Source organism: Streptomyces sp. iso_384, assembly GCF_056172905.1.
This window is the reverse complement of the sequence record NZ_JBWBTT010000001.1, coordinates 3,159,023-3,184,535: the sequence shown is the minus strand read 5'-3', so window position 1 is coordinate 3,184,535 and position 25,513 is coordinate 3,159,023. Positions and strand designations below refer to the sequence as shown.

21 protein-coding genes and 1 pseudogene are annotated in these 25,513 nt (G+C 73.7%); 12 read left to right on the top strand and 10 right to left on the bottom strand.

Annotated elements, in window-relative coordinates; genetic code table 11:
• Positions 1-354: 354 nt before the first annotated feature.
• Positions 355-768: pseudogene (locus tag AC0VY3_RS14150) on the bottom strand (EamA family transporter); the annotation flags it as partial.
• Between the two features lie 47 nt (positions 769-815).
• On the opposite strand from AC0VY3_RS14150, the gene pdxR reads away from it, so the two are divergent.
• The 5 genes from pdxR (at position 816) to AC0VY3_RS14125 (ending at position 9,872) form a co-directional block, all read left to right on the top strand.
• Positions 816-2,312: a MocR-like pyridoxine biosynthesis transcription factor PdxR gene (gene pdxR / locus AC0VY3_RS14145; protein WP_475549715.1), complete on the top strand. Its 1,497-nt coding sequence runs from the start codon at positions 816-818 to the stop codon at positions 2,310-2,312.
• Between the two features lie 163 nt (positions 2,313-2,475).
• Positions 2,476-4,074: an alkaline phosphatase D family protein gene (locus AC0VY3_RS14140; protein WP_475549714.1), complete on the top strand. Its 1,599-nt coding sequence runs from the start codon at positions 2,476-2,478 to the stop codon at positions 4,072-4,074.
• Positions 4,075-4,144: 70 nt separating this feature from the next.
• Positions 4,145-5,524, top strand: a complete 1,380-nt coding sequence (locus AC0VY3_RS14135; protein WP_475549713.1) for an SWIM zinc finger family protein — start codon at positions 4,145-4,147, stop codon at positions 5,522-5,524.
• Positions 5,521-8,376, top strand: a complete 2,856-nt coding sequence (locus AC0VY3_RS14130) for a DUF7825 domain-containing protein (RefSeq protein WP_475549712.1) — start codon at positions 5,521-5,523, stop codon at positions 8,374-8,376. The genes AC0VY3_RS14135 and AC0VY3_RS14130 overlap by 4 nt, the downstream gene beginning before the upstream one ends.
• Positions 8,377-8,477: 101 nt before the next feature.
• Positions 8,478-9,872, top strand: coding sequence for an N-acetyltransferase family protein (locus AC0VY3_RS14125; protein WP_475551672.1), 1,395 nt, complete (start codon positions 8,478-8,480; stop codon positions 9,870-9,872).
• On the opposite strand, the gene AC0VY3_RS14120 is transcribed toward AC0VY3_RS14125, so the two are convergent.
• Positions 9,805-11,019: a trans-sulfuration enzyme family protein gene (locus AC0VY3_RS14120; protein ID WP_475549711.1), complete on the bottom strand. Its 1,215-nt coding sequence runs from the start codon at positions 11,017-11,019 to the stop codon at positions 9,805-9,807. The genes AC0VY3_RS14125 and AC0VY3_RS14120 overlap by 68 nt on opposite strands.
• Before the next feature lie 59 nt (positions 11,020-11,078).
• Here AC0VY3_RS14120 and AC0VY3_RS14115 point away from each other — a divergent pair, with 59 nt between their 5' ends.
• From AC0VY3_RS14115 to AC0VY3_RS14105, 3 genes are all read left to right on the top strand, one after another.
• Positions 11,079-11,561: an Lrp/AsnC family transcriptional regulator gene (locus AC0VY3_RS14115; RefSeq protein WP_103513146.1), complete on the top strand. Its 483-nt coding sequence runs from the start codon at positions 11,079-11,081 to the stop codon at positions 11,559-11,561.
• A 114-nt stretch (positions 11,562-11,675) separates the two neighbouring features.
• On the top strand, positions 11,676-13,364 hold the full coding sequence (locus tag AC0VY3_RS14110) for a DUF885 domain-containing protein (protein ID WP_103513147.1): 1,689 nt from the start codon (positions 11,676-11,678) through the stop codon (positions 13,362-13,364).
• A 24-nt stretch (positions 13,365-13,388) separates the two neighbouring features.
• Positions 13,389-14,315, top strand: coding sequence for an ATP-grasp domain-containing protein (locus tag AC0VY3_RS14105; protein ID WP_103513148.1), 927 nt, complete (start codon positions 13,389-13,391; stop codon positions 14,313-14,315).
• An 83-nt stretch (positions 14,316-14,398) separates the two neighbouring features.
• Here the strand turns inward: AC0VY3_RS14105 and AC0VY3_RS14100 are convergent, their stop codons facing one another.
• Positions 14,399-14,893, bottom strand: coding sequence for a rhodanese-like domain-containing protein (locus AC0VY3_RS14100; RefSeq protein ID WP_103513149.1), 495 nt, complete (start codon positions 14,891-14,893; stop codon positions 14,399-14,401).
• Between the two features lie 87 nt (positions 14,894-14,980).
• Here AC0VY3_RS14100 and AC0VY3_RS14095 point away from each other — a divergent pair, with 87 nt between their 5' ends.
• Positions 14,981-15,427: an Lrp/AsnC family transcriptional regulator gene (locus AC0VY3_RS14095; protein WP_103513150.1), complete on the top strand. Its 447-nt coding sequence runs from the start codon at positions 14,981-14,983 to the stop codon at positions 15,425-15,427.
• A gap of 22 nt (positions 15,428-15,449) precedes the next feature.
• On the opposite strand, the gene AC0VY3_RS14090 is transcribed toward AC0VY3_RS14095, so the two are convergent.
• From AC0VY3_RS14090 to AC0VY3_RS14080, 3 genes are all read right to left on the bottom strand, one after another.
• Positions 15,450-18,488: an AAA family ATPase gene (locus AC0VY3_RS14090; protein WP_475549710.1), complete on the bottom strand. Its 3,039-nt coding sequence runs from the start codon at positions 18,486-18,488 to the stop codon at positions 15,450-15,452.
• A complete protein-coding gene (locus tag AC0VY3_RS14085) occupies positions 18,485-19,654 on the bottom strand; it encodes an exonuclease SbcCD subunit D (protein WP_475549709.1) in 1,170 nt (389 codons plus the stop codon). Before AC0VY3_RS14085 ends, AC0VY3_RS14090 begins: the two co-directional genes overlap by 4 nt.
• 188 nt (positions 19,655-19,842) lie before the next feature.
• Positions 19,843-20,469: a YigZ family protein gene (locus AC0VY3_RS14080; RefSeq protein WP_103512844.1), complete on the bottom strand. Its 627-nt coding sequence runs from the start codon at positions 20,467-20,469 to the stop codon at positions 19,843-19,845.
• Positions 20,470-20,560: 91 nt separating this feature from the next.
• Here AC0VY3_RS14080 and AC0VY3_RS14075 point away from each other — a divergent pair, with 91 nt between their 5' ends.
• Both AC0VY3_RS14075 and AC0VY3_RS14070 read left to right on the top strand, forming a co-directional pair.
• On the top strand, positions 20,561-21,013 hold the full coding sequence (locus AC0VY3_RS14075; protein WP_242740304.1) for a CoA-binding protein: 453 nt from the start codon (positions 20,561-20,563) through the stop codon (positions 21,011-21,013).
• A 181-nt stretch (positions 21,014-21,194) separates the two neighbouring features.
• Complete coding sequence (locus tag AC0VY3_RS14070; protein ID WP_475551671.1) at positions 21,195-21,995, top strand: AAC(3) family N-acetyltransferase; 801 nt, start codon at positions 21,195-21,197, stop codon at positions 21,993-21,995.
• An 18-nt stretch (positions 21,996-22,013) separates the two neighbouring features.
• Here AC0VY3_RS14070 and AC0VY3_RS14065 read toward each other — a convergent pair whose 3' ends face one another.
• The 3 genes from AC0VY3_RS14065 to AC0VY3_RS14055 form a co-directional block, all read right to left on the bottom strand.
• Positions 22,014-22,568 carry a YbaK/EbsC family protein gene (locus tag AC0VY3_RS14065; RefSeq protein ID WP_475549708.1) on the bottom strand — a complete coding sequence of 185 codons (555 nt, stop codon included), beginning with the start codon at positions 22,566-22,568 and terminating at the stop codon, positions 22,014-22,016.
• Between the two features lie 44 nt (positions 22,569-22,612).
• A complete protein-coding gene (locus tag AC0VY3_RS14060) occupies positions 22,613-23,185 on the bottom strand; it encodes a helix-turn-helix domain-containing protein (RefSeq protein WP_103512847.1) in 573 nt (190 codons plus the stop codon).
• Between the two features lie 195 nt (positions 23,186-23,380).
• Positions 23,381-24,130 (bottom strand): acyltransferase, encoded by a 750-nt coding sequence (locus AC0VY3_RS14055; protein WP_103512848.1) that lies wholly within the window; start codon positions 24,128-24,130, stop codon positions 23,381-23,383.
• 133 nt (positions 24,131-24,263) lie between these two features.
• On the opposite strand from AC0VY3_RS14055, the gene AC0VY3_RS14050 reads away from it, so the two are divergent.
• Positions 24,264-24,794, top strand: a complete 531-nt coding sequence (locus tag AC0VY3_RS14050) for a gamma carbonic anhydrase family protein (RefSeq protein WP_475549707.1) — start codon at positions 24,264-24,266, stop codon at positions 24,792-24,794.
• 172 nt (positions 24,795-24,966) lie between these two features.
• Here the strand turns inward: AC0VY3_RS14050 and AC0VY3_RS14045 are convergent, their stop codons facing one another.
• Positions 24,967-25,404, bottom strand: a complete 438-nt coding sequence (locus AC0VY3_RS14045) for a DUF4442 domain-containing protein (RefSeq protein WP_475551670.1) — start codon at positions 25,402-25,404, stop codon at positions 24,967-24,969.
• Positions 25,405-25,513 lie beyond the last annotated feature (109 nt).

Here is a 25,513-nt window from a genome sequence, read left to right as displayed (position 1 = left end):
GGAGACCGGGATCAGGCCGGAGAAGAGCGTGGCGCGTTCAGCTCCGATGCGCTGCATCCCGCTGTACCAGCAGACGAATCCGATCACGGTGACGACAGCGGCCTGCCACAGCAGGGCAGCCGTCTCGCCACCCGCCGGGACCCGCAGGAACGAGCCGCCGTCCAGCAGCAGACCGAGCAGCACCGATTCGACGGCGGCGACGGCGCAGACCGTCGCGGAGAGCAGTTTCGGGCCGAGCGGCCGCAGTACCGTAACGGCGAGGACCGCGAAGCCGACCTCGCCCGCGAGCGCACCCACCGAGAACAGCACCCCTGCCAGGTCGGTGCGCCCCCAGCCCTGCACGGTGAACGCCCCGACGGCGACGAGTCCGGCCGCGTACAGCGTGACGCGGGACGGCCGACGACCGTCCAGCAACGGGACGAGTACGCCGACCACGATCGGCGCGCAGCCCACGAAGACGCCCGGAACAGCTGGCTCCGCCGACTGTCCGGCCGCCAGGACCGCCAGGTTGAATCCGACCATGCCCACGGCGGCGAGCAGCCCGATCCGCCCCCACTGGCGGCGGGTGAGACGCCGGAGCATGACCGCCGCGGAGTCGGGGTCACGCCGCAGGAACGGGACGAGCAGGAGCGCGGCGAGACCGTATCGGAGGGCCTGGCCACCCGCGAACGGGTAGTCGCCGAGGACGCTGTTGGCCGTGAAGGATGCCCCCACCAGCACACACGCGAGGGCCGCGAGGAGGGTCCCGCGCAGAGAGGTTGCGTTCATGGGCCCGACGCTAGGGTCGGCGGCGGACCGGTTTAAGGTCCACTTCCATGACGTCTTCGGGGACCAATCCGGACCGGCGGCCCACGCGCGCGGCGGACGGCCACGGCGCAGGAAGCGGGCATGCCGGTTCCCTCTCTCCGGCTTGGGAGTTGCTGCTGCCCGCCGCTGCCGCTCCGGCGCGCGGGCGGGGGCGCGCACTCCGGTCCGCGCTGCGGGAGGCGGTTCGCTCCGGCCGCCTCGCGGCGGGCACGAGGCTGCCCTCCAGCCGTGAACTCGCGGCCGATCTGGGGGTGTCGCGCGGACTGGTCACCGAGGCGTACGAGCAGCTGACCGCGGAGAGCTATCTGCGCAGCGGGCGGGGTGCGGGCACCTGGGTGAGCGAGGGCGTACGCGCGGCGGTGCGTCCCGCACGTGACCATGCGCCGCGCGCGCCGGGCGCGCGGGTGGACTTCCGGCCCGGCACCCCCGATCTGTCGCTTTTCCCGCGCGGTGCGTGGAGTACCGCCCAGCGGACGGCGTTCGGGCGGCTGCCGCACGGCGCGCTGGGCTACCCCGACCCGCGCGGGCTGCCGGAGCTGCGCGAGGCGCTGGCCGGGCTGCTCGCCCGGCGTCGGGGCGTGGTCGCCGATCCGGAGCGTCTGGTGGTCTGTTCGGGGGTCGCCCAGGCGACGACGCTGCTCGGTTTCGTACTCCGGGACGAGGGCGTGGCCTCGGTCGGGGTGGAGGATCCGGGCAGCCCGGAGCACACGTCGCTGTTCGCGGCGACCGGTCTGGGTACGGTCCCGCTGCCCCTCGACGACGACGGCCTGGCCCTCGCCCCCCTGAAGCGCTCCGGCGTACGCGCGGTGGTGACCACGCCCGCGCACCAGTTCCCCACCGGAATCGGATACTCCGCCCGGCGTCGCGGTGAGCTGCTCGGGTGGGCCCGGGACACGGACGCCGTGATCATGGAGGACGACTACGACGGGGACTTCCGGTACGACCGGGCGCCGGTGGGAGCCTTGCAGGGGCTGGATCCCGAACGGGTCGTGTACACCGGATCCGTGAGCAAGTCGCTGGCTCCCGGTCTGCGGCTCGGCTGGCTGGTCGCCCCCGCCGCGCTCACCGAGCGGATCGTCGCCCGCAAACGGACCATGGATCTGGGCAACCCGGTGATCGACCAGGCCGTGCTGGCGGACTTCATCGTGCGCGGCGGCTACGACCGGCAGTTGCGGCGCTGCCAACGGGCCTACCGGGAACGCCGGGACGCGATGGTGGCCGCGCTCGACGAGCACTTCCCGGGCACGGCGGTCAGCGGCATCGCGGCAGGGCTGCACATCATCGCCCGGCTGCCCGCGCGGTACGGCCCCGAGGATGTCCTCCTGGAGCGGGCGGCCGGGGCGGGCATCGCGCTGCGCCCGTTGCGCGACTGCGGAGCGGCCGGTTCCGAGGACGGCACCGTGCCGCTCGTCCTCGGATACGCCCATCTCACCCCCGGCGACATCGCCTGCGGGGTCGCCGCACTGGCGGAGGCGTGGCGTTCCGGCGGGGCCTCCCCCGGTTGACCGTACGGTCCCGGCCGCCCCTGCGGGCGCGGCCGACGGGCGCCGTTCACCCGGGGTTGGGGCCCCGGTCTCCGCAGGGCACTAGGCATGGGCTCAGACCGGCGCCGGTCCACGTACTCTCGCGAACGGCGCACCGCCCGCCCACCTCACCGGAGGCGCTTCGATGCCCGTGCCCTACCGTCCGTACCGTCCGCACATGGCCTCGCCCGGCCGCCGCGCCCTCCTCCGCGGCTCGCTGATCGCCCCGGCGGCGGTCGCTCTGTCGCCCGCCGTCGCTTCGGCGGCACCCGCGCTGCGTCTGGCGGGGCGGCCCGAAGCGACCTGGGGTGTGCAGGTCGGCAGCGTCACCGCCTCGTCGGCGCTCCTGTGGGTGCGCTCGGACCGGCCGGCCCGGATGCTGGTGGAGACCTCGGCGACCGAGTCGTTCCGGCGGGTCCGCAGGTGGTACGGGCCGTCGATCGGCCCCGGAACGGACTTCACCGGCACCACACCGCTGCACGGCCTGCCCGCGGGCGAGCAGGTGCACTACCGCGTGACGCTCGCCGATCCGGGCGATCCGCGCCGTACCGGCAAGCCGGTGTACGGAACGTTCCGTACCGCTCCGGCCCGGCGCCGGGCCGGGGTGCGGTTCCTGTGGTCGGGCGATATCGCGGGGCAGGGCTGGGGCATCAATCCGGACATCGGCGGCTACCGGGTGTACGAGGAGATGCGCCGTCTGGACCCGGACTTCTTCCTGTGCAGCGGCGACAGCATCTACGCGGACGGTCCGCTGGAGCCGAGCGTGACGCTCCCGGACGGCCGGATCTGGCGCAATGTCATGACCGAGGAAAAGGCGAAGGTCGCCGAGACGCTGGACGAGTACCGGGGCAACTTCCGTTACAACCTGCTCGACCGAAACTTCCGCCGCTTCAACGCGCAGGTGCCCTCCGTCGTGCAGTGGGACGACCACGAGGTGCGCAACAACTGGTATCCCGGCCAGATCCTCGACGACACGCGCTACACCGAGAAGAACGTGGACATCCTGGCGGCGCGCTCCGTGCGCGCCTTCCACGAGTACGTGCCGCTCGCCCCCTCGTCCGCCGCCGGGCGCCGTTCACGTATGTACCGGGTCGTCCACCACGGGCCGCTGCTGGACGTGTTCGTGCTCGACATGCGGTCGTACCGCAACGCCAACTCCCCGGGCCGGCAGCCCGACGACACGACGGGGATCCTGGGCGCGGAGCAGTTGCGGTGGCTGAAACGCTCGCTCGCCGCGTCCCGCGCGGAGTGGAAGGTGATCGCCGCCGACATGCCGCTCGGCCTCGTGGTCCCGGACGGTGCGACGGACTTCGAGGCGGTGGCGCAGGGCGATCCCGGGGCGCCGCTCGGGCGCGAGCTCCAGATCGCCGAACTGCTGCGGTTCGTCAAACACCGCAGGATCACCGGCACGGTGTGGCTGACGGCCGATGTGCACTACACCTCGGCCCAGCACTACGCGCCGGAGCGGGCGGCGTTCAAGGACTTCGCGCCGTTCTGGGAGTTCGTGTCGGGCCCGCTGGCGGCGGGCGGCTTCCCGGCCAACGCACTCGACGGCACCTTCGGCCCGGACCGGGTCTTCGTGCGGGCCCCCGAGCGGGCCAATGTCTCGCCGATGGAGACCCCCCAGTATTTCGGCGAGGTGGAGATCGACGGCGACAGTGCGGAGCTGACGGTGCGTCTGCGGGCCGAGGGCGGTTCGGTGTTGTTCACCAAGGTGCTCCGGCCCGGTCGCGTCGGGCAGTGAACGGCGGCCTCCGGGCGGCGGACAGTTGTTCCGAGGGCCGTTGTCAGTGGTGGGTCCTACGCTTTTTTTCATGACCCGATCCGTTCAGGCCTTGGCCTACACACGCCCGTCGACCCTGGAGTCCTCGCGGGTGGGGCCCTCCCTCGGTCTGGAGACCGCAGGAGGGCTCACCCCGCGCGGAGCGGAGGCGCACCCGCGGTTCTTCGCGGGTTTCCTCTCCGGTCCGCGGATAGCGGCACGCGGGCTGCTGGCGGTGGCGGACGTGGCCGCCGCCCGCTACCACCAGCGCACGCTGCCCGCCTCGCTGGACCCGGTGGTGACGGGGAACGGCGACCGGTTGCGCTTCGAGTCGTTCTCCGGCTGCTGCGGGGTGTACGCCCGTCTCGATGTGCTCCAGGAAGGGCTCGACGGGCAGGAGACCGGCCACGGAACGACGAATGTGGACGTGAACGCTCCGCTGCGGGAGGCGCTTTCGCGGATCACGGCGAACGATCCGCTGCATCTGCGGGTGGGTCCCGAGGAGATGGCGGTGACCACGCTCGACGGTCCGGTGGTGGAGAAGAAGGTGCCGTTGCCCGACCGGTGGCTGCGCGGTTTCGCGGAGGCGCAGGTCGCCTCGGCGACGTTCGATCTGCGGGCCGAGCTGACGGCGGCCCAGGCGGTGGGATTCCTGCGGTCGCTGCCCCGCTCCTCGCCCTCGGGCCGTGCGGCCCGTGGGGCGCGGTGGGTGGTGGCCTCGGGCGGGTCCCTGCGCCCGACGACCCGGCCGGTCCCGGGCTCGGTGTGTCTGCCGGGCCCGGAGCGGCTGGTGGCGTTGCAGCGGGTGCTGCGCGACGCGACGGCCTTGAGGGTGTACGGGCCGGTGGCCGACGGTGCGGCGGCGGCGAGTGCCTGGGAGGTGGTGCTGCCGGGGATGCGGCTCACGTTGACGCTCTCCCCGGACTCCGCGCGCGGGTTCTCGGGCGAGGGCGGTGTGCTGGAGGCGCTGGCCACGGATGACGCGGCGGCCGATGCCGAGCTGGTGTCCGTGCTGCTCGCCTGGGAGCCCCGGATCGAACCGGCTTCGCTGGCCGAGCAGGCGGGGCTGAGCGTGGAGCGGGTGCGGGCCGCGCTGACCCGGCTCGGCACGGCGGGCCGCGTCGGCTACGACCTGGCGGACGCGGCCTACTTCCACCGGGAGTTGCCGTACGACGCGGACCGGGCGGAGCGGCACAATCCGCGTCTGGTGGCCGCCCGCAGGCTGGCCGGTGAGGGTGCGGTGTCGCTCGACGGTTCGCGGGCGACGGTCGCTTCGGGGGACCGTCGCTACCAGGTGCGCGAGAGCGGTTCGGCGTTCACCTGCACCTGTCAGTGGTGGGCGGACTACCGGGGACGCCGGGGGCCCTGCACACACGCGCTCGCCGTGCGCATGGTCCGCCGGGGTGCGACGGTCGCGGGAGGCATGCGATGAACGAGCTGCTCAGCGCTGTACGGGCGGGGCGACACCACGAGGTGCCTCCGCTGGTGCTCGCCCTGGACCGGCCCGGCCGCCGGGCCGCTCTCGCCGAGTTGAAGGAGCTGCGCAAGGAGGTGCGGAGCTGGGACTGGCAGCGGCGGGACAGGATCCGCAAGGCGCTGCTGGTGGCCGGCGCGGGCTGTCACACCGGTGCGGCGGGGTGCGCCGCCTGGATCGGGGGCCGGGATCTGCGCGACTGGACCCGTTCTCCGTATCCGTTGATCCTCGCTTCGCTCAAGGACCGTGATCCGGAGTGGCTCGGCGATCTCGCCCACCGGTTCGCGAGGCGCGCGGCCCTCTCCGACGCGGAGTACACCTTCGTCGGTGAGCTGACGCGGATCGCCGGGGTCCCGCTCCCCGTCACGGACAACCTGGTGGTGGGCTGGGCGGAGCTGGTCGGCGCGGCGCGTTGGCGCGGCCGGACGCGCCGTCCGCTGACCGACATCCTGCGGGACGACCCGCACACCGCCGTGCTGGCGTCCCGGCTGTTCGAGATGCCGGAGCTGCCGCCGCAGGTCGACTTCTACGACGCGCCGGACTCGCAGGACCACTGGCCCGGGGCGCTGTGCGCGCTGGCCGACGACGGGGCGCTGGACCGGGCCCATCTGGTGGAGCGGTGCGTGACCCGGCTGATGCGCGGCGGCAAGTCCGTCGATCAGCGGTTCTTCCTGGCCGTTCTGCTGCGCCTGGGCACGACGGAGGAAGAGGAGGACCGGCATCTGCGGGACTGGACGGCGATGGCGGCGGACGGGATCGCACCGGTCGCATCGCACGCCCAGCAGGTGCTCGTACGGCTCGACGCGCGGGGCGTGCTGTCCACCCGGGAGCTGGCGGACGTTTCGGGCGCGGTGCTCTTCCGCCCGGAGAAGAAGCTGGTGCGGGCCCAGCTGACGCTGCTGGGCAAGGCGCTGCGCCGGGACGCCTCGACGGCGGGCGAGCTTCTTCCGGCGGTCGCCGAGGCGTTCGGCCACGAGGCCATCGATGTCCAGGAGCGGGCTCTGAAGCTGGTCGCGCGGTATCTGCCCGGGGCCGGGGACCCGGAGGTTCGGGAGCAGCTGGCCTCCGCCGCCGGACAGTTGGGCCCGCTGCACCGGCAGTCGGTCGCCGCCCTGTTCGGTGATCTCGTGGAGGAGGAGGCGGCCGAGGCGTACGAGGAGTTCCTGCCGCCCGCGCCGGTGCTGCGGCGTCCGGAGCCCGCTCCGGAGACCGTGGCCGAGCTCGTCGAGGAGGTGGCCGCCCGGGTGAAGGCGCATGCGTCGGAGCACTGGATCCCGTCGTCGGCCGTCATGGACACCTCGGACGGGATCACCGGGTTCGAGCGGGCGCTCGACGGCCTCGTCCGGCTGGCCCGGACCGACCGGGAGGAGCTGACGGGGGCCTTGCGGGAGGCGCTGGCCGGCGTGCACTTCGTCGAGCACGGCCTGTCTCCGTACATGATCGATCCCCGGTACATCTCGACCTCGCACGGGCTGTCCGTGGTGGCGGCCTCGCTGTTGGGCCTGGTGTCCGAACGGGACAGGGTCGCATGGCGGGCGAAGACCACCGTGAAGGGTGCGGACGCCTGTGCCCACGGCGCGTTGAACGGGGTGCTGCTCGACCGGGTGTGGGAGGCGGTGGAGGCGATAGCGGCCGGGCGAGCGCCGTTCCTGGTGGCCACGCCGACCTGGCACACCGGGGCGATCGAGGCGGCCGAGCTCGTCGAGCGGCTGCGGGCCTACCGGGAGCTGGGCGCCCGTCCGGGCCCCGCCGACTTCGCCCAGGCCCTGCTGCGGGTCCGCCGGAACAGCGGTCCCGAAGGCGCGGCCGCGGCGGCTGCGGCCGAGGCGCTGGGCACCGGCGAGGGCGACCGGCTGGCCGCCTGGATCCGTGCCGACGAGCCGGTGGCCCCGGTGCTGCGGCATCCGGCGACTGCCGTCTCCCGTCCGTCGGCGGGCAATTGGTGGCAGCGGACGACGACCGGGGCCCGTCAGGTACTGCTGGCGACCCGGGAACGGCTGGTGATCCAGCGTGAGTTCCCGGAAGCGTTCCACTGGCTGGGCCGGGCGCAGCTCCCGCACGCCCGGGAGTGCTACCACTGGGGGCCCGAGCGGTCCTCTCACTGGACGGCCACCCTGCCGGAGGATCCGGAGACGCTGGCCGCCTGGCTGATGCCGGACCTGCTGTTCGCCGCCGACCAGGGGCAGCGGGGAGCCGTGGGGTTCCTGCCGGCGCTGGCCGAGAGTGCGGGCGAGGCGGGCGGGGCGATGCATCTCGCGCTGGCCTACGGGCTCGGCGCCCGGCATCCGGAGGACCGCACGGCGGCGGTGGACGCCCTGCTCGTGCTGGCGGCGCGGGGCCGGCTGGACGGTCCGTCGCTCGGGCGGGAGCTGGCGATCCTGGTCGACCGCGACCTGGTGAAGGTGAACCGTACGGCCGACGCGCTCGGCACGGCGGCGGCCACCGGTGCGTACCGGACGGTGCTGACCGTGCTGGCGGCGATGCTGCCCGGTCTCCTGGCGTACGAGAAGACGCCCCGGGGGCTCGGCGATCTGCTGTCGGTGGCGGCCGGATGCGCCGAGCGCTGCGGTACGGACGGGATCCCGCCGATCACGGGGCTCGCGGCGACGGCGGGGCGCAAGAGCTCCTCGCAGACGGTCCGCCAGGCCGCCCGCCTGCTCGCCGCGTTCCCCGCCGGGGCGGACGAGTCCACGCCGGAGGCCCTCGGCCCGGATGTCCCCGCACCGGAAGCCGTCGGACCGGAGGACGTCGGTCCGCGAGCCTCCGGTGCGGACCGGAAGGATCAAGGAGTGGCCGGTCTCAAAATCTGACCGAAAGACGACGATAGCGACCAGATCCACACTTAACCCATCAGTCACAAGGCGTTCGTGATCAGGCAACACCGTTCGTTCACAGTGAGGATATGACTGATGTGACCTCTGCGAAGAGCGCCCGCCGTCCGCACCACTGGCGGCGGGACCTGATCGAACTGGCCGCCCTGTTCACCGCCGTGGCCGTGGCCGACGCGATCGCCAACCTGATCGGACACCAGCCGGACGGGCCCTATCTGCTCGTGGCGTCGGCGGTGGCGCTGGTGGCCACCGCGGCGTTCCACACCTGGTGGGCGCGACGGCACAGTCACGCTCCCCCGTCCGACGAGGAGGGCGGGGCCGGCGGCGGGGCGGCGGGCGAGGCCGGGAGCAGCGGTGGGGGCGAGATCGCCGGGGCCGAGGAGACCGTGCTGTGGCGGATGCGGACGACGGTGCGCGACGCCCCGGGCAGCCTGGCCGCGCTGTGCGTGGCCCTCTCCGGGCTGCGGGTGGATATCCTCACCCTGCAGACCCACCCGCTCGCGCAGGGGACGGTCGACGAGTTCCTGCTGCGGGCCCCGGTCTCGCTCCCGGCGCAGGACCTCTCCCGGGAGATCGCGACCGCCGGTGGCGCGTCCACCTGGATCGAGCGGGCGGACGCCCACGATCTGGTCGACACCCCGACCCGGGTGCTGTCGCTGGCCACCAGGACGGCGCTCGACGCGGCCGAGCTGCCGCTCGCCCTGCGCCAGTTGCTCGGCCGGTGCACCATCCACTCGCTGCCCGCCGTCTCCGTAACCGGCCGGGCGACCGGTCAGAGCGCCCCGGTCGAGGGCGTGCTGGAGGAGACGGTGATGCGGCTGCGGGACCCGTCCGGCGGGGTGATCGCCGTCGAGCGGCCCTATCTGCCGTTCACGCCGACCGAGTTCGCCCGGGCCCGGGCGCTGGTCGAGCTGGACGCCCGGCTCGGTCCGCGCGTACCGCGCAGCGAGGACGTCCTCACCCTGCCCGAGGGCAACGAGATCACCGTGCGCCGCGCGGGCGGCGGCGATCTCGCCGCCGCCCGCGCCATGCACGACCGCTGCTCGCAGCGCACCCTGGGCCTGCGCTACCACGGTCCCGTCCAGGACGCGGGCCGCTACCTCGACCACCTGCTGAGCCCCCGCTTCGGCCGCACCCTGGCGGTGCAGACGGCGTCCGGCAAGCTGGTGGCACTGGGCCACCTCCTGTGGGACGGCGACGAGACCGAGGTCGCGCTCCTCGTCGAGGACGACTGGCAGCGCCGGGGCATCGGCTCCGAGCTGCTCGGCCGGCTGGTGGCCCTCGCCGTGGAAGCGGGCTGCGACAGCGTGTACGCCGTGACCCAGTCCCACAACACGGGCATGGTGGCGGCGATGCGCGCGCTGGAGCTGCCCCTCGACTACCAGATCGAGGAGGGCACGCTCGTCATCACCGCCCGGCTGACGCCCGAAGGGGCTGCCCGGCCTTCCGCGCCGGCGGAACAGGCCCGTCGCTGAGCGCCTGGCACAGATCCGCCCACAGGTCCTCGACATCCTCCAGGCCGACCGACATCCGCAGCAGCCGGTCGCCGACACCGGACGCCCGCCGGTCTCCCTCGTCCACAATGCGGTGGCTGATGGAGGCCGGGTGCTGGATCAGCGAGTCCACGCTGCCGAGGCTGACCGCGGGCGTGATGAGCCGCACCCCGGAGATCACCCGGTGCGGGTCCCCGTACACCTCGAAGGAGACCATCGCGCCGCCGATCCGCGGGTAGTGCACCCGGGCGATCCGCGGGTCGGCGGTGAGCCTGCGGACCAGTTCGGCGGCGCTCGTCGAGGCCGCCCGGACGCGTACCGGAAGCGTGGACAGCCCGCGCAGCAGCAGAAAGCCGGCCAGCGGGTGCAGCACTCCGCCGGTGGCGAACCGCACCTGGCGCAGCGTCGCGGCGAACTCCTCGTCGCAGGCGACGACGCCGCCCATGACGTCCCCGTGGCCGCCGAGGTACTTGGTGGCGCTGTGCAGGACGATCCGCGCGCCGTGTTCGACCGGGCGCTGCAGGACGGGGGTGGCGAAGGTGTTGTCGACCAGCAGCGGCACGGATCCGCAGGCGTGGGCGACGGCCCGGATGTCGATCTCGGCCAGCGTCGGGTTGGCCGGCGTCTCGATCATCACGAGCCCGGTGTCCGGGCGGATGGCGTCGGCGATGCCCGCCGGGTCGGTCCAGGTCACCTCGGTACCCAGCAGCCCGGCGCCGAGCAGATGGTCGCTGCAGCCGTAGAGCGGGCGGACGGCGACGACATGGCGCAGCCCCTGGCTCGCGCGGGCGAGCAGCACCGCGGTCAGCGCGGCCATCCCGCTGGCGAAAGCGACCGCGCTCTCCGCGCCCTCCAGCCGGGCGAGCGCTGTTTCGAAGCGGCCCGTGGTCGGGTTGTCCAGCCGGGCGTAGACGGGCGGCCCGTCGGGGCGGGCCCCGGTGGTGGCGAAGTCGTCGATCCGCATCGCCTCGGCGCGCGAGTCGTAGGAGGGGTAGGTGGTGGACAGATCGATCGGCGGGGCGTGGACGCCGAGGGAGGCGAGGTCATCGCGTCCGGCGTGCACGGCTTCGGTGGCGAGAGCCCTGGACGGGATGGGAGCAGGGGGCGTCATCGAGACTTCGTTGTCCATGCCGTCACTCTGAACAGTTACCGGCTCGTAGCGACAGAACCCCGTGCTACGTTCGCCGCATGGCTGATTCTGTCGCTCTAGATCCGGTGGATCTGCAGATTCTGCGGCTGTTGCAGAACGATGCGCGGACCACGTACCGCGAGCTCGCGGCCGAGGTCGGTGTGGCCGCTTCGACGTGCCTGGACCGGGTGGCCCGGCTGCGCCGTTCCGGGGTGATCCTCGGGGATCAGCTGCGCCTCGATCCGGCGAAGCTCGGCCGGGGGCTCCAGGCGCTGCTCCTGGTGCAGGTCCGGCCGCACCGCCGGGAGCTCATCGGGCCGTTCGTCGACCGGATCAGGTCATTGCCGGAGTCGCGGGCGCTGTTCCACCTCACCGGCCCCGACGACTATCTCGTGCAGGTCGCGGTGGCCGACGCGGCGGACCTGCAGCGGCTGGTCCTGGACGAGTTCACCTCGCGCCGGGAGGTGGCCCGGGTGGACACCCGGCTGATCTTCCAGCAGTGGGACTGCGGACCGCTGCTGCCTCCCGCCGCCACAAGCTGACGCGCCGGCACCAACACCGGCACCGGCCCAGAAGTACGGGGAAGTGATCGTCTTTTGGACGTCCGGCGGGCCATGGTGATGACGAGGAGGCCACCACCGTACGAGGATGTCCGCATGTCAGACACTTCGAGCAGCGCGCTGCCCCGTCAGGTCGCCGACGCCTACGTCGACGCAATCATCGAACTCGACCCCATCACGGGCACCTATCTGGGTGTGTCCGAAAGCTCGCGCCGGCTGCCCGACTTCTCACCGGCCGGCCAGGCCGCGACCGCCGACCTCATCCGCGCGACCCTGCGGGAGCTGGACGCGGCGGAGCAGCGCCCCGGTGCGGACAGCGATGCCGAGCGACGCTGCGGACGGCTCCTGCGGGAACGCCTGACGGCGGAACTCGCCGTGCACGAGGCCGAGGAAGGCCTGCGGACCGTCTCCAACCTCCAGTCGCCCGCCCACAGCATCACCGAGGTCTTCACCCTCACTCCGACCGAGACGGACGAGGACTGGGCGGCGGTCGTGGAACGGCTGCGGGCCGTGCCCGCCGCGCACGAGGGGTACCGCGCCTCGCTCGCGCTCGGTCTGGAGCGCAAGCTGTACGGCGGCCCGCGCGCGACCGCCACGTTCGTCGGACAGCTCACGGAGTGGGGCGGGGAGGGCGAGGGCACGGCGTTCTTCACGGAGTTCGTCGCCCCGGGCCCCGCGTCACTGCGGGCCGAGCTGGACGAAGCCGCCCGGCTGGCGACGTCCTCGGTGCTCGCGCTGCGCGACTGGGTGCGCGATGTGTACGCCCCGGGCATCGAGGGTGCCCCGGACCCGGTCGGCCGGGAGCGCTACGCCCTCTGGTCGCGGCTGTACAACGGCACCGATCTGGATCTCGACGAGGCGTACGCGTACGGCTGGTCGGAATACCACCGGCTGCTCGCCGAGATGAAGACCGAGGCCGCCAAGATCCTGCCCGGGGCCGGCCCCTGGGAGGCGCTCGCCCACCTCGATGTGCACGGCAAGCACATCGAGGGCGTGGACGAGGTCCGCGAGTGGCTGCAGGGTCTGATGGACGAGGCGATCGAGGCGCTGGACGGCACGCACTTCGATCTCGCCGAGCGGGTACGGAAGGTGGAGTCCCGCATCGCGCCGCCCGGCGGGGCCGCCGCGCCGTACTACACCGGTCCCTCCGAGGACTTCTCCCGTCCCGGGCGCACCTGGCTGCCGACCATGGGCGAGACCCGTTTCCCGGTGTACGACCTGGTCTCCACCTGGTACCACGAGGGCGTTCCCGGCCATCACCTGCAGATCGCCCAGTGGACGCATGTCGCCGACAGCCTCTCCCGCTACCAGGCGTCGGTCGGCATGGTCAGCGCGAACGCGGAGGGCTGGGCGCTGTACGCGGAGCGGCTGATGGACGAGCTGGGCTTCCTGCCCGACCCGGAACGGCGGCTCGGCTACCTCGACGCGCAGATGATGCGCGCCTGCCGGGTGATCGTCGACATCGGCATGCATCTGGAGCTGGAGATCCCGGCGGACTCCCCGTTCCACCCGGGCGAGCACTGGACGCCCGATCTGGCCCAGGAGTTCTTCGGCAACCACAGCGGCCGCCCCGCCGACTTCGTGGAGAGCGAGCTGACCCGCTATCTGTCGATGCCGGGCCAGGCCATCGGCTACAAGCTCGGGGAGCGCGCCTGGCTGCTCGGCCGGGAGAACGCGCGCGCCGCGCACGGCGACGCGTTCGATCTCAAGACCTGGCACATGGCGGCGCTCTCGCAGGGGTCGCTGGGCCTGGACGATCTGGTGGACGAACTGTCCCGTCTCTGAGCGAAGCAGGCGAGGCAGCCCGTCATGAGCGGCACGAGCAGCACGAGCGGTACAAACAGTGCGAGTGAGCGGAACGGATTTCTGTTCTGCGCCGATCCGTTGCGCCTCTCGCGGCCCGATCCGCAGTTCGCCGACGAGCTCGTGGCAGCGCGTGCGGCCGGCGGGCGGATCGCACTGCTCGATCATGACGCGCTCCTCGCGGGCGACGCGGCCGGGGCGGTGGCCCGGGTCGCGCGGGACTCCGGGCCGTACTGGTACCGCGGATGGATGATCCCCTCCGGCCGGTACGCGGAGCTGGAGGCGGTACTCGCCGCCCGGGGCTGCACCCTGCTCACCGGTGCTGCCGGCTATCGGCGAGCGCATGAACTCCCCGGTTGGTACGAGGAGTTCGACGGGCTCACGCCGCGCAGCGTCTGGTGCGCCCTGGCTCCGGGGGCTTCGGCGCCCACGGCCGACGTGCTGGCCGGGCTCGCGGCTCCCCTGGGGCCGGGGCCCGGCATCGTGAAGGACTTCGTGAAGTCCCGCAAACACGAGTGGTTCGAGGCCTGTTACGTGCCGGAGCTCGCGGACCGGGAGCAACTGGCGGCAGTGGTGAGCCGGTTCGTGGAGCTGCAGGACGCTTTCCTCGCGGGCGGCCTGGTGTTGCGGGCGTTCGAGCCGTTCGTCGCGGGCGGCGAGGCGCGGGTGTGGTGGGTGGACGGGGAGGCGGTGCTCACCACCGCCCACCCGGACACCCCGAACACTCCGGATCGCGACCCCGTCCCCGAACTCCCTTCTCTGCGGGAGGCGGTGGGCCGTCTCGGGCTGCGCTGGGTCACCACCGACCTGGCGTTGCGCGAGGACGGGGTGTGGCGGGTGGTGGAGGTCGGCGACGGCCAGGTCAGCGGGCTGCCCGCCGGGGCGGAGGCCGGAGAGCTGTTCGCCACGCTCGCCGCGGCCGAAGCGCGCTGACCTCTGCCGGGTCGGCCGCGGGGGCACATCGGCTGCCCGGGTCGGCCGCCGGGCCGTCCTGGTCTCCGCCCGGACGCGCCGTCTCAGCAGCCGCAGTCGGCCGCTTCGACCGGTGCGGTGAGCGGGTCGACGCCGCGCCGCTCGCCGCCCTCCCAGGTCTCGTAGGCGAACCCTTCACGCGCCCAGTACTCGAATCCGCCGAGCATCTCCTTGACCTGGTAGCCCAGTTGGGCGAGGGCCAGGGCCGCACGGGCAGCGCCGTCGCAGCCTGGGCCCCAGCAGTACGTGACCACCGGGACGGCCGGGTCCAGCCGTGCCGCCGCCTGCTCGGGGATCAGCGCGGTGGGCAGGTGGACCGCCCCGGGAATGTGCCCCTGGTCCCAGGACGCGGTGGAGCGGCTGTCCAGGACGACGAACCCGGGGTCGCCGTCGGCGGCGAGCGCGGAGGCGACGTCGGAGACGTCCGCGTGGAAGGCGAGCGAGGCGCCGAAATAGGCCGCGGCGGCAGCGGGAGAGGCGGGCGCGACGCTCAGGACGGGGTGGTCGGCCGGGGCCGTGGTGTGCGAGGTCATGACCATGAATCTATGACTGCGGAACGGGCCCGAGAAGTGAGATTCCCCGGCACTCCGCTTGATTCACCGGGGCTTCCCCTGTTCCCTCGGAGGGTGACCGACTATTCCCCGGACGCCACCGACTGGCGCATCCTCGATGTCCTCCAGCGCGACGGCCGCGCCACCTTTGCCGAGCTCGCGCGGGCCGTCGCCATGTCCCCGAGTGCCGTGACCGAGCGGGTGCGGCGGCTGGAGGAGCTGGGTGTGATCAGCGGGTACGCGGCGGTGGTGGACGCCGAGCGGCTCGGGCTGCCCATCCTCGCCCTGGTCCGCCTGCGCTACCCGAACGGGAACTACAAGCCCTTCCACGATCTCCTGGGGACCACGCCGGAGATCATCGAGGCCCACCACGTCACCGGCGACGACTGCTTCGTCCTCAAGGTCACGGCCCGTTCGATGAAGCATCTGGAGGAGACCACGGGCCGGATCGGCGCACTGGGCTCCGTCACCACCAGCATCGTGTACTCCTCACCGCTCCCCCGCCGCGCGATCGGCCGCTGAACCGCCCGCCCGGGGGCTCCGCTCACGCGAGGCGGTGCCGCACGGACGAGCCCTGCCGCTCCTTCACCACTTCCAGGCGGACCGGGATCCGGCGGCGCAGGTCGGCGACATGGCTGACGATGCCGACGCTGCGGTCCCGCTCCCGCAGCGAGTCCAGCACGTCGAGCACCTCGTCCAGCGTCTGGTCGTCCAGGCTGCCGAACCCCTCGTCGATGAAGAGGGTGTCCAGGCGTACGCCGCCGGCCTCCTCGGTCACCACGTCGGCGAGGCCCAGCGCGAGGGCCAGCGAGGCGAAGAACGTCTCGCCGCCGGACAGCGTCGCGGTGTCCCGTTCGCTGCCGGTCCAGGCGTCGACCACATGCAGCCCGAGCCCGGCCCGGCGGCCGCCGGTGCGGGCGTCGGAGTGGACCAGGGTGTAGCGGCCGGAGGACATCTGCCGCAGCCGTGCCGTGGCGGCGGCCGCCACCTGTTCGAGGCGGGCTGCCAGGACATACGCCTCCAGGCGCATCTTGCGTTCGTTGTCGGCGGAGGTGCCCGCCGCCAGACCCGCGAGCCGGGCGATCCGCTCGTACTCCTGGCGCACCGGGCCCAGCCGTCGCACCTCGTCGGCGGCCTCCCGGGAGAGCCGGACCAGCTCCGCGCAGCGCTCCTCGGCGGCGGCGCGCGCGGAGGCAGCCTCCCGCAGCAACCGCTCCGCAGTCTCGAACTCGCGCTGTGCTGCGGCTGGTTGGGCAGGAGCCTGTTCGGCGGCCTCGCGGGCGTCGCGTTCACCACGGCGGTCGGCGACCGCGGCGGCCTCGGCCTGCCAGGCGTCGATACGGTGCTGGAGCTCGCGCTGGGCCGCGGCGTCGAGGAGGGTCGCCGCGGCGGCCTCCGGGGTGTCGAAGCCGGCCCGGAACGCCGCGTCGGACAGCCGGCCGTCGGCTTCCTTGCGCCGCCGGTCCGCCTCCTGTTCGGCGCGTACGGCCTCGGCGGCATCGGCGAGCAGCGCCACCCGGCGGGTGAGGCGTTCCGCGTACGCGGCGACGGACCCGGACTCGCCCCGGACCGCGGCGAGTTCGTCGCGCAGCACGGACTGCTCGCGGTCGAGCGCCTCCCGCCGGGAGGTGCGGGCGGCGGCCCGGCGTTCGGCCTCCTGCCGGAGTTCGAGGCGCTGGAGGTGCTCGCGCTCGGCGGCGTCGAGAGCCTCGCGCGCGGCGTGCGTCCCGGCGGCGAGACGGTGCGCCCCGGCGTGCTCGGCGGTCAACCGCTCGACGAGGTCGCGGAGTTCACCGACGGACGGGCCGGCATCCGGCTCGGTCCCGGCGTCGGCCGCCGGAGGCTCCGCGTCCCGTGCCTCGGCGGCCGCGGCCGCGTGGCGTTCGCGGACGAGTCCGAGGGCCTGCTCCGCGCGGGTACGGGCCTCCTCGGCGCGCCGGTGGGCGGTGAGGGCGGCCTCCTCGGTGGCCCGGTCGACATGCCCGTCGCCCTCGGTGGCGGGGGCCGGGTGCTCGGCGGAGCCGCAGACGGTGCAGGGCGCGCCCTCGACGAGTCCGGCGGCCAGCTCCGCCGCGATGTCCCGCAGCCGCCGCTCCCGCAGCCCGAGCCAGGTCTCGTGGGCGCCCAAGGCGCGTTCGCGGGCCTCGGCCAGCGCTTCCCGGGCGGTTTCGGCCTCGGCGGCCAGCGCCTCGCGGCGGCGGGCGGCGTCCAGTCGGCGGCGGGCCGGGGCGAGGAGTCCGGCGAGCTGTTCGGCGCGGGTCGCGGCCTCCTGGGCCGTCGCGATGCGTTCGCGGAGCCCGGCGTGGACGGTGTCCCAGCCCGCCAGCCAGGCGTCCGCATCCCGGACGGTCGCTTCGTCGGCGCGGGACTCGCGCTCCAGCCGGTCCCGCTCCCCGTCGATCTCCGCGCTGCGCGCCTCGGCCCGGCGGGCCGACTCCAGCCCGCCCAGCTCCTGCCGGAACCGGCGCTCCAGCTCGGTGAGCTGATCGGGTCCCGCGTCGGCGAGGTCGGGCGGCAGCTGCGCCCTGGCCCGGTCGAGGTCGTCGGCCGCCCGCCGGTGGGCGCGCTCCGCCTCCTCGCGCAGGTCCAGCGCGGGGGCGACCCGGTCCGCCTTGCGGGCGCGCTCCAACTGCTCTTGGCAACGCCGGTGTTCGGGGCGCCGCTCCTCCAGCGCCGCCGAGCGTCGCCGGGTCTCCTCGTACCGCTGCTGAAGGCGGTCCCGTTCGCGTTCGGCGTCCAGGGCCTGGCGGGCCGTGCGCTGTCGGCCCTCGGCGGCGGTGACGACTCCGTGGGCGATGTCGAGCCGTTCGCGAGCCGTGGACCGGGCGATCGCCGCCCACTCCAGCACCGCTTCGGCGAGGCCCGGTTCGCCGGGCCGGGCGGCGATCGGCGTGGCCTCGGCCCCGACGGGTCCGGCCGCCTGCGCGGTGCGCTGGGCGAGGGCGAGGATCCGCTCGTCGGCGGCGGTGACCTTGGCCTCGGCGCCCCGGCGCAGTTCGGCGAGGCGGTCCTCGACGGCGGCGAAGCGGCGGGTGTCGAAGAGCCGGCCGAGGAGCTTGCCGCGGGCCTCTGCGTCCGCGCGCAGGAAGCGGGCGAAGTCGCCCTGCGGCAACAGTACGACCTGGCAGAACTGGTCCCGGCTCATGCCGATGAGCTGGGTCAGCTCCTCGCCGATCTCCTGGTGCGACTTGCTGAGGGCCTGCCAGCCTCGCTCGGGGTCGTAACCGCGCAGCCTGCTCTGGGCCTTCTCCATGGTGAAGCCGTCGCCCCGCTTCTTGGGGCGGGGCTGGGCGGGGCTGCGGGTGACTTCGAGGCGTCGGCCGCCGACGGTCAGCTCCAGCTGGACCTCGGTGGGCAGACCGGCCGGGGCGTGGTCGCTGCGCAGGGAGGCCCCGGGGCTCTGGCGGGCGCCGGGGACGGCTCCGTACAGGGCGAAGCAGACGGCGTCCAGGACGGAGGTCTTGCCCGCACCGGTGGGTCCGTGGAGCAGGAAGAGCCCGGCGGAGGAGAGGGCGTCGAAGTCGACTTCCTGGGTGGCGCCGAACGGGCCGAAGGCGGTGATGCTCAGGCGGTGCAGTCTCACCGGGGCACCTCACGCACGGTCTCGTCCACCCGTACGTCCTCGAACGCGGCGCGCAGCACGGTGCGTTCGAGGTCGCTCGGGCCGCTGCCGCCGCGCACATGGGCGACGAAGTCCTCGGCGATCTGGTGGTCGTCGCGGCCCTTGAGCCGCTGGGCGTAGGACGCCCCCGGGTCGTCGGGCGGCCGCTCGGGGTCGAAGACGAGGCTGAGGGTGTGCGGGAAGCGCCGGGCGAGGCGGGCCATGGGTTCGGCGGGGCGGACCGGGTCGGTGAGGGTGGCCTCGACCCAGGCGTGCTCGTGGCGGTCCAGGGCGGGGTCCTCCAGGAGGGTGTCGAGCCGCCCGCGGAGCCGGGCGAGGGGCCGCTCCACGGGGCAGTCGATCCGTTCCTCGGCGGCGATGCTCCCGTCGGCGTCGAGGTCGATGAGCCACATGGTCTTGCGGTGGTCGGCCTCGGAGAAGGAGTAGGCGAGCGGCGAGCCGGAGTAGCGGACGCGGTCCGTGACCCGCTGGGAGCCGTGCAGATGGCCGAGGGCCGCGTAGTCGACGCCGTCGAAGACCCCGGCGGGGACGGCGGCGACCCCGCCGACGGTGATGTCGCGTTCGCTGTCGCTGGGCTCGCCGCCCGCTACGAAGGCGTGCGCGAGGACGACGGCACGGGTGCCTCCGGGGCGGGTCGCGAGGTCGGCGCGGACCCGGTCCATGGCGGCGGTGAGGACCGCCTCGTGGCCGGCCTTGGCGGCCCGGAGGGTGTCCTTGACCAGGGCGGGCTCCAGATAGGGCAGCCCGTAGAACGCCACGTCGCCGTGGGCGTCGGCGAGCACGACGGGGGTGGCGCAGCCCTCGGGGTCGGTGCGCAGATGGATGCCGGCCCGGTCGAGGAGCCCGGCCCCGACGCCGAGCCGGCGGGCCGAGTCGTGGTTGCCGGAGATCATGACGGTCGGGACGCCGGCGTCGGCGAGCCGGTGCAGCGCGCGGTCGAACAGCTCGACGGCGGTGAGCGGTGGGACGGCCCGGTCGTAGACGTCGCCCGCGACGAGGACGACGTCCACCTCGCGTTCCCGGACGGTCGCCACGAGGTGGTCCAGGTAGGCGGCCTGGGCCTCCAGCAGAGAGACGCGGTGGAAGGACCGGCCCAGGTGCCAGTCCGAGGTGTGCAGGATCCTCACGCCATCACTCCGCCGGTTCCGGCCTGCATCGTCGTCGTCCTCCACCCCGTGGGCCGCGCACCGGCGGCCCGTGATCCCACTGTCGGCACGGACCACGCTAGCGCCGCCGGGCCGCCGAACCCGCATCGATCATGATTTCGGCCTCCGTGGGATTGCCCTCACCCGCCCCGGCGCCCGCAGGCCGGCGGTCACACGTCGCCGTACGCCTCGCCGCCCAGCTCCAGCGTGGCGGTCCCCGCGGTCGCGTCGGCCAGCCACGCGGTGAACGCCTCGACGTCGGCGTCCGGCAGCCCGATGTCGATCGTGACGGCCTCGGCGTACCGCACCTCGCGGACGTCCCGTCCGGTGGCCCGCAGGTCGTTCTCCAGCTTTCCGGCCCGCTGGTGGTCGACGTGGACCGTGGCGAGCCGGAAGCGTTGCCGGGTGATGGTGCCGAGCGCGTCGAGGGCTTCGCCGACCACTCCCCCGTACGCCCGGATCAGCCCGCCCGCCCCGAGCTTGACCCCGCCGTAGTAGCGGGTGACGACCGCCACGGCGTACCGCACCTCGCGTCGCGTGAGCATCTGGAGCATCGGGACGCCCGCGGTGCCGCCGGGTTCGCCGTCGTCGCTCGCCTTCTGTACGGAGGCGTCGGCGCCGATCACGTACGCGAAGCAGTTGTGGGTGGCGGTCGGGTGCTCCTTGCGGACGCGGGCGATGAAGTCCTGCGCCTCCTGTTCGGTGGCGGCGGGGGCGAGGGAGCAGAGGAAACGCGATCGGTTGATCTCGCTCTCGTGCACACCCGCGCGGGCGACGGTCCGGTACTGCTCCTGCATCCGTCCACCCTATGTCCCGCCCGGGCCGGCACGTTCCGGCGGGAATCGGGGGTGCGGGAATGGCGGGGCGGGGGCCGCCGGTTGTCCCGGCATGAGCGCAGACGAGACCTACACGGACGGCGGCCGCACCTACGCGGACACCGCGACGATCAGGCGGATCCTTCGGGACTCGGGCGACACCTGGGCGGTGGTGGGCCTGTCCGGCAACCGTTCCCGGGCGGCCTACGGGGTGGCGGAGGTCCTTCAGCGGTTCGGCAAGCGGGTGGTGCCGGTGCACCCGAAGGCCGAGACGGTCCACGGGGAGCAGGGGTACGCCTCGCTCGCGGACATTCCCTTCCCGGTCGACGTGGTGGACGTGTTCGTCAACAGCGAGCTGGCGGGCGGGGTCGCGGACGAGGCGGTGGCGGTGGGGGCGAAGGCGGTGTGGTTCCAGCTCGGCGTGGTGGACCCGGACGCGTACGAACGGACGCGCGCGGCGGGGCTGGACATGGTCATGGACCGGTGCCCCGCCATCGAAATCCCGCAGCTGGGCGGGCGCGCCTGAGCGGTCCGGGTGTGGGAGGCGCCCCGGGGCGGGAAGAATCCCCGCCGTGGACGACGTGAACGGCGCGGACGGCGCGGACGGCGTGAACGGCGTGAACGGCGCGGACGGCTGGACTGACGTACCGGGTGTACCGGACGCACCCGGTGCACTCGGCCTACCGGTCGCGCCGGGTGTACCCGGTGTGCTCGACGAGGACCGGGCGACGGCCGCTCTGACCGCGCTCGGCGTACGGTCCGGCGCCGTGCTCCTGGTGCACGCCTCGCTGCGGTCGGTGGGGCCGGTGGCGGGCGGGGCCCGGGGCGCGCTGGGCGCGCTGCGCCGGGCCGTGGGGCCGGAGGGGACGGTGGTGGTGCCCGCCTTCACCACGGAGAACTCCGACACCTCCCCGCACTACCGAGCGCGGGTGCGGGGCCTGGACGCCGACGCCGTCGACGCCGTGCGTGCCGCGATGGAGCCGTACGACCCTGCGGTCACCCCGGCACCGTCGATGGGCGCGCTGGCGGAGACCGTACGGACGGCGGCGGGGGCCGGGCGCAGCGCGCATCCGCAGACCTCGTTCGCCGCGCTCGGGCCCGGGGCCGAGCGGTTGCTCGCCGGGCACCGGGCCGACTGCCATCTCGGGGAGGACTCGCCGCTGGCCCGGCTGTACGAGGCGGATGCCCGGATCCTGCTGCTCGGCACCGGCTACGCCACCTGTACGGCGTTCCACCTCGGCGAGTACCGGATGGACCGCCCGCCGCGCCGGAGCTATCGCTGTGTGGTCGCGGCGCGGGGGGTGCGGCGGTGGTGGGAGTACGAGGATGTCGCCCTGGACGACGGGGACTTCGCCGCCCTGGGCGCGGCGTTCGAGGAGTCCGCCGCCGCCGGTGACGTACGGATCGGACGTGTGGGCGCGGCGGCCTGCCGGCTCGTCCGGCTGCGCCCGGCCGTCGACTTCGCCACGGACTGGCTCACGGAGCGCCGGGCGGCGACGGTGCGTTGAGGCCGCCCGGGGCGGAGCTCAGACGCCGAGGCCCTCGACCACGACGGCGCCCGGGAGCGCGGCGAGCGCCTTGCCGGGGACGATGAGCTTGCCGCGACGGCGGCCGCTGCCGATCAGGACCCATTCCTCGTCCACCACGGCCGGGTCCACCAGGAGGGGCCAGGCGGCGGGCAGGCCGATCGGGGTGATGCCGCCGTACTCCATGCCGCTCTCGCCGACCGCCGTGTCCATCGACGCGAAGGAGGCCTTGCGGGCGCCGAGGTGCTTGCGGACCGCGCCGTTGACGTCGACCCGGGTGCGGGAGAGCACCACGCAGGCGGCGAGCGTGACGTCCTGGCCGCGCTTGCCCGCCACCACGACGCAGTTGGCCGAGGTGTCCAGCAGGTTCGCGCCGTAGTGCTCGACGAAGACCGCGGTGTCGGCGACGGCCGGGTCGCTGTCGACATGGACGACCTGCCCGGCGGTGAACTCGCCCCAGCCCGCGGTCAGGGCCGCGACGACGGGGTCGGGGAGCAGATCGAGCCGTTCCGCAGCGGGAGCGGCGTTCTCGAAGGTGCCGATGGGTGCGCGCATGGCGCTCACGCTAACAGCGGCCGGTGTGAGGGTGGCCGGGCGTCTCAGCGGACGGGCGGGACGGCGACGACCATGGTGAACACGGCAGGTTCGTCGCCCTCGTTGCGGTAGCCGTGCGGCACATGCGCCTCGAAAGTGGCGGAGGTGGTGGCGGGGACGCGATGGGTGCGGCCGTCGACGAGGAGGGTCAGTTCGCCCTCGGTGACATGGAGGAGTTCGACGGTGCCCTCGGGGTGCGGGTCGGAGGTGCTGCCCTCCCCGGGCATCAACCGCCAGGTCCACAGTTCGAGCGGGCCCCGCGCCTCGGTGCCGACGAGCAGGGTGGTGGAGCTGCCCGCGTCGGTGGACCACATGCGCACGGCCTGGCTCTCCGGGACCAGCCGGACCTGGGTGCCCTGCTCGTGGTCGAGGAGGGTGGTGATGCTGACGCCGAGCGCGTCGGCCAGTTTGACCGTGGTGCCGACGCTCGGGTTCGTCCGCGCCTGCTCGATCTGGATGATCATCCCCCGGCTCACTCCGGCGCGGGCCGCGAGGGCGTCGAGGGTGAAGCCGCGCTCCCCGCGCCAGCGCTTGAGGTTGCGGGCCAGCGACTGGGTGAGCTGGTCGAGGTCGGACACGGACCGTCCCTGCGGTGGATGGCGGAGTGCGGGTGGCTGGTGCGGGCGGCCGGTGCGGTGACCGAGTCGCCCACGGCGGATGACGTGGTCAAGAATATTGCACTGCCGTACGGTGCACCGCCGCGTTCAGCCGGTTGTACCGCCGTACGGTGACCGCCGCCGCGTCGAGGCGGTGGTGGTAGCGCCACCACCGCGCTACGAGGTCTCGCCCGCCTCGTCCATGTCGGCGAGGGCCAGCAGTTGCTCGGGGGTGACGCCCTCGGGGATCGGCACGGGCGCGGGCGTACGCAGCGGCGGCTGCCAGCCCTGCTCCGGGTCCCAGCTGCGCACGACCCGGGCGGGGGCCCCGGCGACCACCGCATGGTCGGCGACCTCGCCCCGGACGACCGCGCCCGCCGCGACCACCACGTTCCGGCCGAGCCGGGCCCCGGGCAGGATCACCGCGCCGGTGCCGATCCAGCAGCCGGGGCCGATCGCCACCGGTTCCATCCGGGGCCACTGCTTGCCCACGGGCTCGTGCGGGTCGTCGTAGCTGTGGTTCGTGGAGGTGATGTAGACGTACGGGCCGCAGTACGTGTCCGAGCCGATCGTCACCGTGGTGTCCGCGATCACATGGCTGCCGCGCCCCAGTACCACGCCGTCGCCCAGGGTCAGGATGGGCCCGGGCCCCAGGTCCAGGTCCGGCATCATCCCGGCGGTGAGCGTGACCTGCTCGCCGATGACGCAGTGCGCGCCGAGCTCGATCCACGGCTCCCCGAACACGGTCCCCTGTGGGAAGGCGAGGCGGGTGCCCTCGCCGATCGCGCCGAACCGCAGCCGCCCGGGGTGCTCGGCGGTCACCGCGCCCGCCCGCTGCGCCCAGGCCCAGCCGTGGTGGACCGCACGGGAGGCGGCGCGGCGCGGCCAGCCGGCGAGGAAGGAGAACATGTTTCGGTTCTTCGGCACGCGCTCACGGTAGTCGGCGGCGCGGTGGGCGATCCGTGCGGTGACCTGTGATGTTCACCCCACTGCGCGGTGTGCGCCGGGAGCCGTCGCCTACCGTGGGGCGGAGCACCACACCGGCGCGAAGGAGCAGGCGATGGCGGAGCAGGCGTTGATCACGGGCATGGGCGGCAAGGAGCCGGACATCGACGTGGACGCGTTCGTGGCCCCGACCTCCGTGGTCATCGGCGAGGTGACGCTCGCCCCGGGCTCCAGCGTCTGGTACCAGGCCGTGCTGCGCGCCGACTGCGGCCCCATCACGCTCGGCCCCGACAGCAACATCCAGGACAACTGCAGCGTCCACACCGACCCCGGCTTCCCGCTCACCGTGGGCGCGCGGGTCTCGGTCGGCCACAACGCGGTGCTGCACGGCTGTGTGATCGAGGACGACGTGCTGGTGGGCATGGGCGCCACGGTGCTCAACGGCGCGCACATCGGCGCGGGTTCACTGGTCGCGGCACAGGCCCTCGTACCGCAGGGGATGCAGGTGCCGCCGGGCTCGCTCGTCGCCGGGGTGCCCGCGAAGGTGAAGCGACCGCTGACCGCCGAGGAGCTGGAGGGCATCCGCTTCAACGCGGCCGGTTACGTGGAGCTGGCGAAGGCCCACCGCGAGGCGCACGGCGACTGACGGCCGCACCCGGCACGCAAGGCGAAACGGGCCGCGGCCCCTCCTCGAACGGGGAGGGGCCGCGGCCCGTTTCGCCTTGCGTACACGGCGATGACGCTTGCCTTACGGCAAGGCGCTCGCGTACGGCGTGCGGCTCCTGCCCTAGAGCGATGGCGCCCGCGTAGGACGGCGATCAGCCGTTGGGGCGCAGGGTCCACACGACGGTCATCTCGCCGGTGACCGCACCGTCGGCGCGCCGGATCTCGATGCCGACGGGGAATTCCGGCCGCTGCCCGGCGTCCAGCTCGGCGACGACGTCGGCGATGCGGCGGCCGAGGGTCGCGGTCGCCGTGACCTCGCCCATGGCGAGCTTCTTGTAGCCGATCTCGGCCTTCACGGCGAGCGGCACGGCTCGCGACATCTGGTCGCCGAAGGCGGCGATGACGATCGCGCCACTGGCGGACTCGGCGAGCGTGAACATCGCTCCGGCGTGGGGTCCGCCGACGTGATTGTGGTAATCCGCCTGGTCGGGCAGCCGGACGACGGCGCGCTCCGGGGTGGTCTCCAGAAATTCGAGGTTGAGGGTCCGGGCCATCGGCACCGTCGCGACGAGCATCTCGCCCACGGTCATCTGTTCAGCGCTCATGCCCGAAGGTTACTCACCAGTAGCACCATTTGGCCATCCCCTTGTGACGGCTCTGGGACAGGGCGGCCGTAGAAGTGGGCGCACAGCCCATCTA